Source organism: Chryseobacterium culicis (assembly GCF_900108365.1).
Classification (GTDB): Bacteria; Bacteroidota; Bacteroidia; order Flavobacteriales; family Weeksellaceae; genus Chryseobacterium; species Chryseobacterium culicis.
The window spans coordinates 136,368-151,129 of record NZ_FNWQ01000006.1 but is presented as its reverse complement, the minus strand read 5'-3'; the positions used below and the strand labels follow the sequence as shown (position 1 = coordinate 151,129).

The 14,762-nt window shown below is 37.5% G+C and carries 13 protein-coding genes; 9 read left to right on the top strand and 4 right to left on the bottom strand.

Annotation, left to right across the window (positions count from 1 at the left end; all coding sequences use genetic code 11):
* The first annotated feature begins 13 nt into the window (after positions 1-13).
* The 9 genes from BLW74_RS18875 (at position 14) to BLW74_RS18835 (ending at position 9,590) form a co-directional block, all read left to right on the top strand.
* On the top strand, positions 14-2,392 hold the full coding sequence (locus tag BLW74_RS18875; RefSeq protein ID WP_089694996.1) for a heavy metal translocating P-type ATPase: 2,379 nt from the start codon (positions 14-16) through the stop codon (positions 2,390-2,392).
* A 109-nt stretch (positions 2,393-2,501) separates the two neighbouring features.
* Positions 2,502-2,714 (top strand): cbb3-type cytochrome oxidase assembly protein CcoS, encoded by a 213-nt coding sequence (gene ccoS / locus BLW74_RS18870; RefSeq protein WP_089694994.1) that lies wholly within the window; start codon positions 2,502-2,504, stop codon positions 2,712-2,714.
* 21 nt (positions 2,715-2,735) lie between these two features.
* Positions 2,736-4,997 (top strand): cytochrome-c oxidase, cbb3-type subunit I, encoded by a 2,262-nt coding sequence (gene ccoN / locus BLW74_RS18865; RefSeq protein ID WP_089694993.1) that lies wholly within the window; start codon positions 2,736-2,738, stop codon positions 4,995-4,997.
* Between the two features lie 16 nt (positions 4,998-5,013).
* Positions 5,014-5,214: a cbb3-type cytochrome oxidase subunit 3 gene (locus BLW74_RS18860; RefSeq protein ID WP_002983870.1), complete on the top strand. Its 201-nt coding sequence runs from the start codon at positions 5,014-5,016 to the stop codon at positions 5,212-5,214.
* 10 nt (positions 5,215-5,224) lie between these two features.
* Positions 5,225-6,106: a cbb3-type cytochrome c oxidase N-terminal domain-containing protein gene (locus tag BLW74_RS18855; RefSeq protein ID WP_089694991.1), complete on the top strand. Its 882-nt coding sequence runs from the start codon at positions 5,225-5,227 to the stop codon at positions 6,104-6,106.
* Positions 6,107-6,200: 94 nt separating this feature from the next.
* Positions 6,201-7,655: a cytochrome c oxidase accessory protein CcoG gene (ccoG, locus tag BLW74_RS18850; RefSeq protein ID WP_089694988.1), complete on the top strand. Its 1,455-nt coding sequence runs from the start codon at positions 6,201-6,203 to the stop codon at positions 7,653-7,655.
* Between the two features lie 10 nt (positions 7,656-7,665).
* The gene (locus tag BLW74_RS18845) at positions 7,666-8,118 is read left to right on the top strand and encodes a FixH family protein (RefSeq protein ID WP_089694987.1); all 453 of its coding nucleotides are present in this window, start codon (positions 7,666-7,668) and stop codon (positions 8,116-8,118) included.
* A complete protein-coding gene (locus BLW74_RS18840) occupies positions 8,109-8,834 on the top strand; it encodes a sulfite exporter TauE/SafE family protein (RefSeq protein ID WP_089694985.1) in 726 nt (241 codons plus the stop codon). The genes BLW74_RS18845 and BLW74_RS18840 overlap by 10 nt, the downstream gene beginning before the upstream one ends.
* A gap of 18 nt (positions 8,835-8,852) precedes the next feature.
* The gene (locus tag BLW74_RS18835; protein WP_089694983.1) at positions 8,853-9,590 is read left to right on the top strand and encodes a hypothetical protein; all 738 of its coding nucleotides are present in this window, start codon (positions 8,853-8,855) and stop codon (positions 9,588-9,590) included.
* Between the two features lie 57 nt (positions 9,591-9,647).
* Here the strand turns inward: BLW74_RS18835 and serS are convergent, their stop codons facing one another.
* The 4 genes from serS to BLW74_RS18815 all read right to left on the bottom strand — a co-directional run bounded on the left by serS (position 9,648) and on the right by BLW74_RS18815 (position 14,759).
* A complete protein-coding gene (serS, locus tag BLW74_RS18830) occupies positions 9,648-10,916 on the bottom strand; it encodes a serine--tRNA ligase (protein WP_089694981.1) in 1,269 nt (422 codons plus the stop codon).
* A 66-nt stretch (positions 10,917-10,982) separates the two neighbouring features.
* Positions 10,983-11,501, bottom strand: a complete 519-nt coding sequence (locus BLW74_RS18825) for a hypothetical protein (protein WP_089694979.1) — start codon at positions 11,499-11,501, stop codon at positions 10,983-10,985.
* A gap of 38 nt (positions 11,502-11,539) precedes the next feature.
* Positions 11,540-13,441, bottom strand: a complete 1,902-nt coding sequence (gene asnB / locus BLW74_RS18820; protein ID WP_089694977.1) for an asparagine synthase (glutamine-hydrolyzing) — start codon at positions 13,439-13,441, stop codon at positions 11,540-11,542.
* Positions 13,442-13,505: 64 nt separating this feature from the next.
* On the bottom strand, positions 13,506-14,759 hold the full coding sequence (locus BLW74_RS18815; protein WP_089694975.1) for a lipopolysaccharide biosynthesis protein: 1,254 nt from the start codon (positions 14,757-14,759) through the stop codon (positions 13,506-13,508).
* Positions 14,760-14,762: the final 3 nt, after the last annotated feature.

Here is a 14,762-nt window from a genome sequence, read left to right as displayed (position 1 = left end):
AATATTTTATGGGGTGAGCGAGAACTGTTTTCATTGTGGTCAAGGGATAGAAAAAGAAAGAATTTTATTTGACGAAAAGACTTTCTGCTGTAACGGATGTAAGTCTGTTTACGAGATTCTAAATTTAAATCATTTAGGCAACTTCTATGAGCTTAATAAAGGAGCAGGAATTCGCCCGAATGACGAAAATTCTTCTCAATTTGATTACCTGGACACACCGGAAATTTTTGAAAAAATTACTGATTTTTCAGAAGGAAATACCAGTCTCGTTACATTCAAAATCCCGGTTATACATTGTTCTTCCTGTATCTGGCTGCTGGAAAGCCTTCACACCTTAAACAAGCATATTAAATATTCGCAGGTGAATTTCACCAGAAAGACCTTACAGATTTCATTCAGTCATAACGACATGAAATTGAGCGAACTCGCTAAATTTTTAACGAATCTGGGGTATAAACCGGTGATCAGCCTTGAAACTGCTGATAAAAACGAAGATCATCTGGACAAATCTTTACTGGTAAAATTTGCCATTGCTGCCTTTGCTTTTGGTAACGGAATGTTCCTTGCCTTTCCAGAATATATTGGAGGTGAAGATTACTGGATGGAACATTACAGAGGACTATTCAGAACCCTGATATTCCTTTTGGCAACACCTGTTGTATTTTACTCAGCTTCAGATTATTATAAATCTGCATGGTATGGTTTAAAAAATAAAATCGTCAATATTGATGTTCCTATTGTCTTGGGAATTTTCGTGCTATACGGAAGAAGTATCTACGAAGTGGTAACAGATTACGGCCCAGGATATTTCGATACCCTTTGCGGGCTTTTATTCTTTATGCTTTTAGGGAAAATCTTCCAGAAAAGGACATACAGTGCGCTTTCCTATGACAGAGATTATAAGTCTTTTTATCCGATTGCCGTAACAAAAGTGGATTTCGAAGGAAAACAGGATAATATTCTTCTTTCCGAGGTAAAAGTAGGAGACCGCATTCTGGTCAGAAACCAGGAGATCATCCCGGTAGATGCTATTCTGATCAACGGAGAAGGAAACATTGATAACAGCTTTATTACCGGTGAGAGCGAAAGCATCAGCAAACAGCCCGGTGATAAAATTTTTGCCGGAGGAAAGCAGATCGGATCTTCATTAGAGCTTGAAGTAATTAAAAATGTAGATCAGAGTTATCTAACCCAGCTTTGGAATAAAGAAGCATTTAAAAAGCACGAAACGGGTCTGGACACTCTTACCAATAACGTCAGTAAATATTTCACATTCATTATTTTAGGTATCGCTTTAGTCGCAGGAACATATTGGTATTTCATTGATTTAAAAATTATGTTCCAGGTTATTTCTGCTATTCTGATTATTGCCTGTCCTTGTGCGCTTGCGTTGTCTGCACCGTTCACTTTCGGACACATTATGAGGATTTTAGGCCGAAATAAGTTCTATGTAAAAGATACTTTAACGATTGAGAAAATTGCAAAGCTTGATACGATTGTATTTGATAAGACAGGAACAATCACGCACAGAAAAAAATCCAACATTAAATACGAGGGATCTGACATCAATGAATTTGATTATCAGAACATTAAGACTTTATTAAAGAACTCCAATCACCCGCTTTCAAAATCACTCTATGAATTCATTGAAGTAAATGATGAGTATTTCCCGGTTGAGAAATTTGTTGAAATTTCAGGAAAAGGATATGAGGCGAGTGTAAGAGGAAATCTTTATAAAATAGGATCTGCCCGGTATAACAACCAGGAGCCTAAGAATCTCGAAACAGCAGTTTATATCAGCAAAAATGATGAATACTTAGGTAAATTTATTTTTAAAAATGAATACCGTCCGAAGCTGAGAGAGCTTTTTACAAAACTCACCAACTACAAAATATTTATCCTGAGCGGGGATAATTCTTCAGAAGAAAACCAGCTAAAAGAGCTTATTCCGAATTACAAAGGCATGGCTTTTAACCAAAGCCCGGAAGATAAGCTGAATTACATTAAAACCCTTCAGGATCAGCACATGAAAGTGGCAATGCTTGGAGATGGCCTTAATGATGCGGGAGCTTTAAAACAAAGTAACGTAGGAATCGCCATAGCTGATGACACGAACAGTTTTACCCCTTCTTCTGATGTTATTATGAACGGTGATAAAGTGGTCACTTTAGACAATTACCTGAACGTTTGTAAGGGCTCCATCACCATTGTGAAAATGACATTTATAATCAGTTTTCTCTACAATATCGTTGGTTTAAGTTACGCTGTTACAGGACAAATGCATCCGCTTTTTGCTGCAATCATTATGCCAATCAGCTCTATCACGGTGGTTACCTTTACTACACTTTCAACGTGGATACTGGGCCGCAAATATTTCAAAAAACAGGCGTAAAAGCCCTTATTTAGACTGATTTTAAATTAGCTGAAATCGGCATTTCGTGATGAATGTCATTATTTTTCACTAAATTTGAACCCCGAAAATAGGTTAATTTTGTTGTCCAATGGATATTCTATATTTAATGATCCTCTGCAGTGTTTCTTTAGCTGCGATTTTCTTGGTCGTATTTATAGTGTATGCCCGAAAAGGACAGTTTGAAGATGATGAATCTCCTGCTGTCAGAATCCTTTTTGATGATGAAAAAATCAAAGAAAATGATGACACCGGCAACAAAGATAAAGACGAGAAAGAAATAGGAGAAAATAATAAAAATTGAGAAAAATAGTGAATAGTTGATATGGAAACACAGAAGTTTAGTTATGACAATAGTATTGTCCGTGCGTTCCTTTATGCGACCTTAGTTTTCGGTCTCATTGGATTTACGTTCGGGCTTACGGCGGCATTAATGCTTTTCTACCCTGAATTACCGGAATTCTTTTTCGGGACAGATGACACAACCATTAAAAGTTTGGCATCTGGTAATATTCAAGGTTTAATAAACACTCATGGTGCATTTGGTTTTGGTAGAATCAGAATGCTGCACACCAATACCGTAATCTTTGCATTCGTTTGTAACATTGTTTACACGGGTATTTATTACTCTTTACAGAGATTATTAAAAACAAGAATGTACAGTGACACATTGTCTTGGTTACATTTCTGGACTTGGCAGTTTATGATCGTTGCTACGTTCGTTACGTTCTTTATGGGGATCAATACCTCTAAGGAATATGCTGAACACGAGTGGCCGATCGACATATTGATCGCATTCTCATGGATCATTTTTGGTATCAATATGTTCCTGACTATTTCTAAGAGAAGAGTGAGACACCTGTATGTAGCCATCTGGTTCTATATCGGTACCTGGATTGCAGTAGCAATGCTTCACATCTTCAACAACCTTGAAGTACCTTTATCTTTCACAGGCTGGAAATCTTATTCAGCATATGCAGGGGTAAAAGATGCTATTGTACAGTGGTGGTATGGACACAATGCGGTTGCATTCGTATTGACGACTCCGGTTCTAGGTTTAATGTATTACTTCCTTCCGAAGGCTGCAGACAGACCGGTATTCTCTTATAAATTATCCATTATTCACTTCTGGTCATTAATTTTCGTATATATCTGGGCTGGTCCTCACCACCTTCAGTATACAGCTCTTCCGGCTTGGGCTCAGGCGGTAGGAACAGGGTTCTCTATCATGCTTATTGCACCATCTTGGGGAGGTATGTTAAATGGTCTTCTTACCCTGAGAGGAGCTTGGGATAAAGTAAGGGAAAATCCTATCCTTAAGTTCTTTGTGGTAGCTGTTACATGTTATGGTATGGCAACGTTCGAAGGTCCGCTTTTGGCAACTAAAAACATCAACAAAATTGGTCACTTTACAGACTGGGTTATCGGTCACGTACACTTAGGAGCTCTTGGATGGAATGGTTTCATGGCATTCGGGGTAATCTATTATCTGGTACCAATTATGTGGAGAACAAAACTTTGGTCTGTAAAATTAGCTAACTGGCATTTCTGGTTAGGTACCTTAGGAATTATTTTCTATGCAGTTCCAATGTATATTTCAGGATTCACACAAGGATTAATGTGGAAGCAATTCAACCCGGACGGAACTCTTTTATGGAAAAACTGGCTCGATACGGTAACGGCTATTATTCCTTACTTCAAAATGAGATTCGTAGGAGGTTTATTCTATATCTCCGGATCTATCCTAATGATTATCAACGTAATTGCTACTGTAAGAAAAGGATCATTCCAGAAAGAAGTTCCTGCTGAAGCGCCTGCGTTGGCCAACATCAGTAAAAACAGAAAAGAAGGAGAAGGTACTCACCTTTGGCTGGAAAGAACTCCGGTATTACTAGGTATTTTATCTTTTATCACCATATCGATCGGTAGTTCAATTGAAATTATCCCTACACTATCTCTTAAGAAAAGTGTACCTACCATTTCTGCGGTGAAGCCTTATTCACCACTTGAGCTTGAGGGTAGAGATATTTATATCCGTGAAGGATGTAACGCTTGTCACTCACAGATGATCAGACCGTTCAGAGATGAGATTACAAGATTCAACGGTAAAAACGGACAATACTCCAAAGCTGGAGAATTCGTATACGACAGACCATTCCTATGGGGTTCTAAGAGAACTGGACCGGATTTACATAGAGAAGGTGGTAAAAACCCAAGTTCTTGGCACTACAAGCACATGTATAACCCAAGATCTACTTCTGCAGGTTCTATCATGCCTCGTTACCCTTGGTTAATTGCTACTGACTTAGACAGAACTAAGATGGTAGATAAAATGAAGCTGATGAAGAATGTATTCGATGTACCTTATACTAAGGCTCAAATCGACTCTGCAGACAAATGGGCTAACAACCAATCGGCAAAAATTGTAAAAGATATCTTCTCTGAAGCAAATGACCTTAAGCAGGCGTATGCTAAGAGACCTCAGGGAGAACTTGAGAAAAAAGAAATTGTAGCTCTTATTTCTTATCTTCAGAGATTAGGTACAGATATCAAAACAACTGAAATCAAAACAGCAAGTAATAACTAAACATTAAAAGGTTCATATGATTCCTCAGAACTTTAAAGATATATTATCCAATACAGAAAACGCTGGTTTCTACCAGACGCTGGCTCTGATTTTCTTTATGCTGTTCTTCATCGCTTTGGTAATCTATGTTTTTAGCAGACCTAAAAAATACTACAAAGAAGAAGAAGAGGCACCACTTGGGGATGATGAGGATGACGATTTTAATTTAAAAAATTAAACTATTTTTTATGAAACAAAGAACACCTGTTGTCGTAAACATCTTAATAATAATTGGGCTTTTAATAGTTTTTTATTATTTGTTTGTACAAAGCTACGCGTTCCTAGCTTCGCCTTACTTCTGGGGAACTGTTGTTATCGCTGGAATCCTTGCCTATATCCATAGTGCTATCGGAGACCTTATTGAGAATAACAAATTCAAAAAATTATCTCCGGAAGAGAAAGCAGCTTATCTGGCTGAAAAGAAAGTTCCTTTCTTGAAAAGAATGTATGATGCAGCCTTCAAAAAGCAATCTGAAACTGAAGAAAAAGATATCCTTATCGACCACGGTTTCGACGGGATCATGGAGCTGGATAACCAGTTACCAAAATGGTGGGTAGGTTTATTCTATTTTGGGACCGCTTTTTGTATTGTATATATTGCAGCATTCTCTTTCACAGACTTTGCTCACCCGTTAAGCGAGTACGAAAAAGAATATAAAGAGCAATTAGCCAGTATTGAAGAATATCAGAAATCTCAGCCTCCTGTAACCATTGAAACAGCTAAATATTCAGCTGATAACATTGCAGAAGGTAAAGAATTATTCAAAACAAACTGTGCATCTTGTCACAAGGAAGACGGTAGTGGAGGTATCGGACCCAACCTTACTGATAACTACTGGATCAACCAGCCTGAGAAAACGTTATTCAAAAACGTATTCCATATGGACTGGAATGGTTCTCCTACTAACCCTGCGATGAGAGCATTCGGTAAAAACGGAGAAGTTTCTGGTGCAGAGATTGAAAAGATTGCAGCGTATGTATATCACATCAACCAGGAGCAACCACCAGTGACTCCGGCTCAGGGAGGAGCTGCTCCTCAGGGAACGGAAGCGCATTGGGAAAAAGAATAATTTAAACAATTAGAAAACATATGAAAAAAACATAATTTGTTATTAGATTAAAATAGTAACGAATTATGTTTTTTCTTTTTTAAAACCTATACATATGTCAGACATAGAAGAAATAGAAGTACGCGGCGGACAGGGACAGGTTCTGGACCCTGAGACTTACAGAGATTCTATAGGGACAATGGAGCAATCCGGAAAAAGAAAATGGGTATTTCCCAGAAAACCTAAAGGGAAGTATACCAACTATAGAAATATTGTAAGTTATTTACTATTAATTATTTATTTTACGTTGCCATTCATCAAAATCAATGGTAACCCTTTATTATTGTTCAACGTTATAGACAGGGAGTTTTTCATTTTTGGACAGCCCTTCTATCCACAAGACTTTTTTATCCTTACTTTAGGTGCTATTGCCTCATTAATCTTTATAATTGTTTTTACGATTGCGTTCGGAAGAATTTTCTGCGGGTGGATTTGCCCTCAGACAATTTTTATGGAATCCATCTTCCGTAAAATCGAATATCTGATTGAAGGAGACCGAAATAAGCAGATGAAGCTGGACAGACAGGAGTGGAACAGTGAGAAGATCTGGAAGAGAAGCTTGAAGTGGACTATTTACATCATCATTTCATTAATAATTACCCACTTCATGTTCATGTATATCGTAGGATATGAGGAAGTATTTAAAATTGTTGGTGAAGGACCGTTTGCACATCCTACCAATTTTATTGTAATGATTCTTCTTACCGCAGCATTTTATTTTGTATTTGCATGGTTCAGAGAGCAGGTTTGTACACTGGTTTGTCCATATGGAAGATTGCAGGGTGTTTTGATTGACAAAGATACAATCAACGTTTTCTACGATTTTAAAAGAGGAGAAAACAGAGCAAAATGGAGAAAAGGAGAAGATAGAAAAGCTGCTGGGAAAGGAGATTGCATCGACTGTCACCAGTGTGTGGTGGTATGCCCTACCGGAATTGACATCAGAGACGGACAGCAGTTGGAATGTATCAACTGTACGGCATGTATTGATGCCTGTGATGAAGTAATGGAGAAAGTTGGTCTTCCAAAAGGACTGATAAGATATGCCTCTGAAAACGAAATTGAAAAACAAACCCAGTTTAAGTTTACAGGAAGAATGAAAGGTTTCTCCATATTTCTGTTGCTTCTTGTAGGATTCCTGGGATATCTTCTGTACAGCCGTGGTGAGATGGAGGCCAAATTCATTAAGCCGGCAGGCAGTACATTCTTCGTAAGAGACGGTAAAATTACCAATACCTATAATTATACTTTCCTTAATAAAACGAACGACAAAAAAATCGTTACCATTAAAGTAATAGATCCGGCACATGGTGAAATTACGTACAGTGCATCAAGTAAAATTCAGGTAGACAGAGATAAAATTTCCAAAGGAACCATCAATATCAGCTTCCCGGAAAATGAGATGAAGCTGTCTAAACAGAATATCACGATAGGGGTTTATGATATGAAGGGTAAACTGATAGATTCCTATCAGACTTATTTTGAGGGACCATTTAAACTGCAATTTTAATTAGAAAAAAATGAAGAACTTTAGTTGGGGACACGGTGTTGTAATTGCATTGCTTGCATTCATAATTTTTATATTATCCATGATGTTTCTTTTTCCGAACGGACAGAAGAACTCTGAAATGGTAACCGATAATTATTACGAAGAGGAGTTGAAGTATCAGGATGTAATTGATGCGAAGAAAAAAGCAGATGACTTACAGGAAAAACCTGTATACAGCCAGGATACCAAAGGAATTAAAATTACTTTTCCAAAAGAATATAACAACTCCAATACTACGGTAAAATTTGTTTTAAACAGAACCGACGACCAGAATTTAGACATAAAAAAATCTGTACAGCTTGATGCCAGCCAGTCTTTCATAATACCTGCACAGGTACTGAAAATGGGTAATTATACATTAAGACTAAGTTGGACAAAAGACAAAACAGACTACCGAATGGATTATGATGTGATATGGAAATAGGACTTATTGTATCGGCTATTGCTTTAGGCTTTGCTTCCGGTTTCCACTGTATCGGAATGTGCGGACCTATTGCCCTGTCGATGGGATTAACCAGAAAACAGGCTGCCAATTTCTACCTTCAAAACCTTACCTATCAATTTGGGAGGATCTTCACGTATTCATTACTGGGTGCACTTCTCGGAATTATCGGGCAGGGGTTTGAAATGGCAGGATTTCAGAAATACCTGACTATTACAGCTGGGGTTCTTCTGATCATTATGGCTGTATTTTCCTTTGGCGGAAAAGATTTCGCTTCAAAAATTCCTTTCCTGTCCAAATTTTTATATTCTGTCAAATTAAACTTAGGAAAGCTTCTTCAGAAGGCAGATTACCGTTCAAGATTCTCCACCGGGGTTCTTAATGGTTTTTTACCTTGTGGAATGGTTTACATGGCACTTACCGCAAGTCTTGCAGGAGGCGGGATATGGCAGGGAGCATTATATATGGCTTTATTTGGCCTCGGAACCCTTCCATTCATGTTTGCTATTGTTTTAGCCGGAAATCTTATGAGCCAGACTTTCAGGGTAAAAATTTTGAAAGCTGTACCGGTCATTATGATTATTTTGGGGGGATTGTTTATTCTGAGAGGTCTTGAACTCGGAATCCCTTATGTTTCTCCTAAAGCAGAAGCTATGACGATTAGTAAAGATCCAAACGGGGCTGTTAACTGCCATTAATTTGTATTTAAATATATAATGAACAAAACCATTGTCTTATTTCTGATGAGCCTTTTTTTGCTGCATTCCTGCAGTGTAAATTCTGAAATTGTCTATCACCAAGATGCTGCCTCAACTTTTCTTACTGATATTGACAGCAGAGAGTTTATGTCTGAAATGATGGCGATGACACCTGATTCTCTAAAGCAAAAGGAATTCGGGGAAATGGACAGACTTCCCACCACATGGACAAGTATGTATGATCTTGCCAAAAAGGAAGGAAAATTAAAAACGGAAAATCCGGACACCATCCGAATCATGAAAAAGATTTTCATGAAGTCTGCAAAAGAAAACAACAAGCTCGCGGGATTTTCTTTTAAAACGGAACATTTTCTTCCGGAAGATTATCTGGTCCTCAAAAGTTTCACAAAAAGAGAAAAAATACCGCTGGATCAGAATGTTTACAACAATTGGGATGGAAAAACCCTGGTAATTGATACAGAGAATTTTAATCTTAAAAGCATTGAAGAGTCAATCCAATCTAAAACATCAAAGGAAGAAGCCGAAAAAATAGCCGGAATGATGGCGATGTTTTTCAAAAAAATCGGGACTACTTTAAAATTTGAGAGGCCTATACAATCAATTAAAGGGAAACATGACTGGGTGAAGCAGATTGATAACCATTCTATCAGAATAGAATATGATCTCAAAGCCCTGTACGATCAGGACACTCCACTGAAGAACGCAGATAAAAAGATTATCATCATTACAGAATAAAGCAAAACCCACTGAAAATTTCAGTGGGTTTTTATTGTATGCTAAACTTCTTATTGTTTAGTTGATTACATCAAATCTTGCATATTCTGCAATTTTCTTAGGAAGTCTGATTCCATCTGCTGTCTGGTTGTTTTCCAGTAATGCTGCCATAATTCTTGGCAGCGCCATAGCAGATCCGTTTAAGGTATGAACCAATTGAGATTTACCATCTCCCTTGTAACGGCACTTCAATCTGTTAGCCTGGAATGTTTCAAAGTTAGAGACAGAGCTTACTTCCAACCACATTTCCTGAGCAGCACTCCACACTTCGAAGTCATATGTCATTGCAGATGCAAAACCAGTATCACCACCACAAAGTCTCAATACTCTGAACGGAAGTTCAAGATCTGTAAGGATTTCCTTGATGTGCTCTACCATTTCTTCCAAAACAGCATAAGAATTTTCCGGCTTTTCAATTCTTACAATTTCCACCTTTTCAAACTGGTGAAGACGGTTCAACCCTCTTACGTGGGCTCCGTAGCTACCCGCTTCTCTTCTGTAGCACTGCGAGAATGCGGTATTTTTGACAGGAAGATCCTTTTCGTCAAACAGTACATCACGGTAAAGATTCGTTACAGGAACTTCTGCCGTAGGAATAAGATATAATTTATCTTCATTGATGTAATACATCTGTCCTTCTTTATCCGGCAGCTGTCCGGTTCCAAAACCAGAGGCCTCATTCACAACGTGAGGAGGATTGACTTCTGTATATCCTTTTTCTACGTTTTTATCCAGAAAATACTGAACCAAAGCTCTCTGCAGTCTTGCGCCTTTCCCTAAATAAACAGGGAAACCGGCTCCGGCAATTTTTACTCCAAGTTCAAAATCTATTAGATTGTATTTTTTTGCCAGTTCCCAGTGAGGAATAGCTCCTTCACCAAGACCTTCCACTGTGTGAGACTGGAAAATAATTTCATTATCTTCAGCAGAAGCTCCGTTTTTTACCAATTCGTTTGGAATGTTCGGAAGCTGGTAAAGAATATTCAGTAAGTCGTTTTCTTTACCTTCTAACTGTGATTTCAATTCTGAGCTCGACTCTTTGTATTGTGCTGTTTTAGATTTTGCAGACTCCGCTTCTTCTTTTTTTCCTTCTTTCATTAAAAGACCGATTTCTTTCGAAATTTTGTTGATTTCGGAAAGCTGGGAATCTAGTTCAAACTGGATTCTTTTTCTTTCGTCGTCGGCAGCGATAGCCTCGTCTACCAACTCAAGATTTTTGAATTGTCTTTTCTTAAGACCTTCTAAAACGCGTTCTTTTTCGTCGCGCAAAAAATTGACCTGTAACATTTTATTTAGATGTTAAATATTAGATGTTTAGCCTATAATAAGCTAACCATTGTACAAATTTAAAAATTATTTCGTGATCGTAACAGTATTTGTCGAAGTGGGAGCATTTTCATCCTTAGAAAACACCGGAACTTTGTTATATAAAACTTTTGAAACCTGGAAAACTGTCGGTGTATTACGGTATTGAATTTCCAGAGTATCAACCACATTATCATTGACATTGGTACTTTTTGTATACGTAATCTGCATTCTGGAATAATAGGAAGTTCCTGTTCCGGGATTATCCGGGCTTATAGAATCCAGCCTTCTTCTTTTGGCTCCCGCGAGATATTCCATATAAAACAGTGAATCGGCTGTCATCTTCAAAGAAAAACTTACCGGAGCTATATCTTTAGTTCCAAAAATATCGTTCACAGAAAAACCTGTAAAAGACCCGGTCTTCTTACTGTTCAGAAGATCCTGACCAGCACTGTTTTTTACGTAAATATTCATTAACTGATCTATTCTCTGCAAAGAATCGTCATCACTTTTACAGCTGATCATTGCAAAGACTGCAATCCATATGCCCCAAAAATATTTCATCATAGATACAAAGGTAAAATATTAATCTTTAGGCTGCTTCTTTATTTTTCAAAATATTTCTGGTACCAGAGTTCAAAGGTAACCAGCTGCCATATTTTCACCCAGTCATATTCATGATGCTGATTATTCCACCAATCATCCATGACAGAAGCATTAAAGAAATTTCTTTTTTTCAGGCTTTCGAGGGTTTCAAATATAAAATCTCTTATTGTATTATCGTTTTTAATGAAATAATTAACCGGAAATGAAAATCCTTTTTTAGGCATATTTAAAACCTCCTTTGGAAGATACTTTTCAGCTGTTTTCCGCAATAAAGGCTTGTTCTGAATTCCGTTAAACCTGATATTTTCCGGAAGCGAAGATACGTAATCTATCAGGCTGTTACTGAGATAGGGATAACGAAATTCCACGCTGTACTTCATGGCGCTCAGATCGTCCCGGAAAACGTGGTGGGACGATAATGAATATTTCATATCGTATTCAAAATATCCGGAATAATTTTTAGTTTCTGAAAGATGGTATTTTGACAGGTTTGTATCAACTTTATGGAAAATATCAGGCTTTATGAGGGCTTTAGCTTCCCAAGGCATCATATTGACCTGGCTTTGCCTGAAAAAATCGAATAGAGCATTCTGTGAGAAATAATTTTTCACCCTTCTCGAAAATTTATCCTTCATAAAGATGAAAGGGCTTATAAAATTAAAATTCCTCATAACAAGCCATCTGCTTAGCTTTAGCGTGTGAGCATATCCTGCAAAAAGCTCATCTGCCCCGTTTCCGCTTAGAACTACTTTAAAACCTCTGTCATGGGCATATTTTGCAGCATTAATTAATACTTCAAAGCTGCTGTAAGGCTCTTCAAAATGCTGAATATTTTCTTTAAGCTGCTCCAGAGCTTCTTCTTCACTTATTTCCTTTATTTCATGCGGAACTCCAAAATGCCGGGCTGCGAGAGCTGCGTTTTTTACTTCCTCTTCAGAAAACGGGTAAGATACGGTGTATGTATTAATATCTGTATTGGAAGATTTTGATTTCGAAGCAATTAAGGTAGAATCTATCCCTCCGCTCATCATCACTGCTACAGGAACATCGGCATATAACTGCTCTGAAATACTTTTACAAATTAGCTCGTCTATTTTTTTTACCGCTTCCGGTTCAGAAACAGCATCCTGGGATGGAGAAGGCATCTTCCAGAATATTTCTTTAATGACTTTCTGATCTTTTAAATCAACTGTTATAAAAGATGCAGGTTCCAGTGAAAAGATATGCTGGAAACAGGTTTGCGGTGCCAATGTTGTCTGGAAAAGAAAATTAGTATATACCCCATTCCAGTTGATTTGCGACTTTACAAATTCATGCTTCAGCAATGCTTTTATTTCTGAGGCCCAGACTAAACCCTCCGGGCTTTGATGGTAGAACAGAGGTTTCATTCCCACTCTGTCTCTTGCCAATACCAGTTTCTGAGTGATAAGATCTACAATACAGATTGCAAACATCCCATCCAGCTTTGAAAAGGCAGAATTTCCCCATTCCTGATAAGCTTTAAGAATCACTTCAGTATCAGAGGTACTGCGGAAATAATGTCCTGCACTTTCAAGCTCATTCCTTAATTTTTTAAAGTTATAAATCTCACCATTAAATGTGATCATAATTTGCTCATTCTCCGAAAGCATAGGCTGGTGGCCCTTTTCAGATAGATCAATAATAGACAATCTACGAAAACCTAAAGCAATATCACAATCTATCCCTTCCTCTAAAACCGGAAACTGTTCTTTGATCTTTTGAGTAGAATCAATGCCAGAAAAAGAAACTGCCTGATCATTATTATAGATCCAGAACCCTTCATCATCGGGTCCGCGATGTTTAATCGCCTGATTCATTTCCAGAATATTTGTAGAGGAAATACTGTGATGAAATGAATAATAACCGGTGATTCCGCACATAATATAAAGATAATAGATTTGTAAAAATAAGGAAATGCCTTTGTTTTGCGTGTGAGCAAAAGAATTATTTCTTCAAAAATTTTTCTGTTAAAAGCTGTATTTCCTCTCTTGAAGGTATGTAGTCTTTCCAACTAAAGGAAGTGGACTTGTAAAACTTTCTGAACAAGAGGAACGCTGAAACAAAATACGATGATGTAGTAGCAATACATGCACCCCAAATTCCCCATCTCGGTATTGCAATGAAAGAGAATACCACTGTAACTATTAATCCTGTTATTGATTTTACATTGAGAATTTTGAGCTCTCTCATCCCTGAAAAGTAATGCCCTACCATATCACTTACCGCAATGGCAAAAATTCCCGGTGATAAGATGAGCATGATTTCTTTGGTATCTCTGAACTCTTTTCCAAAGATCATCTCATACACCTGAGACGGAATGATCAGGATTCCCAACACAAAACCGATCATCAGTATAAAAGTCAGTTTTAGAGATTCTTTAGTTTTTTCTATAGATTCTTCTGTGCTTTTGCTGTTGACCACATCTGAGTATAAAATAACAGCGATACTGCGCGTAATGGTCCATATGGCCTCCGAAAAGGTAACGCCGATGGAAAATATTCCTACGCTGGCAATGCCTTCAAAATACTCCAGGAAATAAAATGAAAGCCTGTAATTGAGGAATTGAACAAACGCACTTAACTGCGTTTTCCAGCCATATTCAAACATATTTCTGGCCACATCCTTACAGAAGGATATCTCAGAAATTCTACATTTTTTGATGATCTGAAAAAAACTGGTAATAAACAGCAGTGCCAAGCACCCAATCTGTGCGAGAAAGTATACTGAAACATCTTTCTTACCCAAGACATATACTAATATTCCAATAAAAATAATATGCACCAGCTGCTGTAATACAGTATAGAGATTAAACCTTCTGATATTCTGTGTTCCAATAAACAGGCTGATATTAGTAGACAGAAGTGAAGAAAACACAGATATTCCTATAAGATAAAAAAGATATTTCCCCTGAATAGAGGCAAGACCAAATAAAAACGGAATCAAAAGCCCTGTTAATATAGACCACAGATAGGCATACAGCAACACCTTTTCTATTTTAAATCTTGAAGCGAAATAAGAAGCACTGCTTCCGGAAAAAATACTGCTGAAAAAGCTTACAGCCGCTGCATTAGCTACCACAATAGAAATAGTTCCCTTTCCTTCACTTCCCCACATATTTGTAGAAAAGATCACCAATCCGAAACTCAGGATCAGAATAAGGAAACGTGAAACAAATGTTTTGATGATAGTAAGCTGCATGGT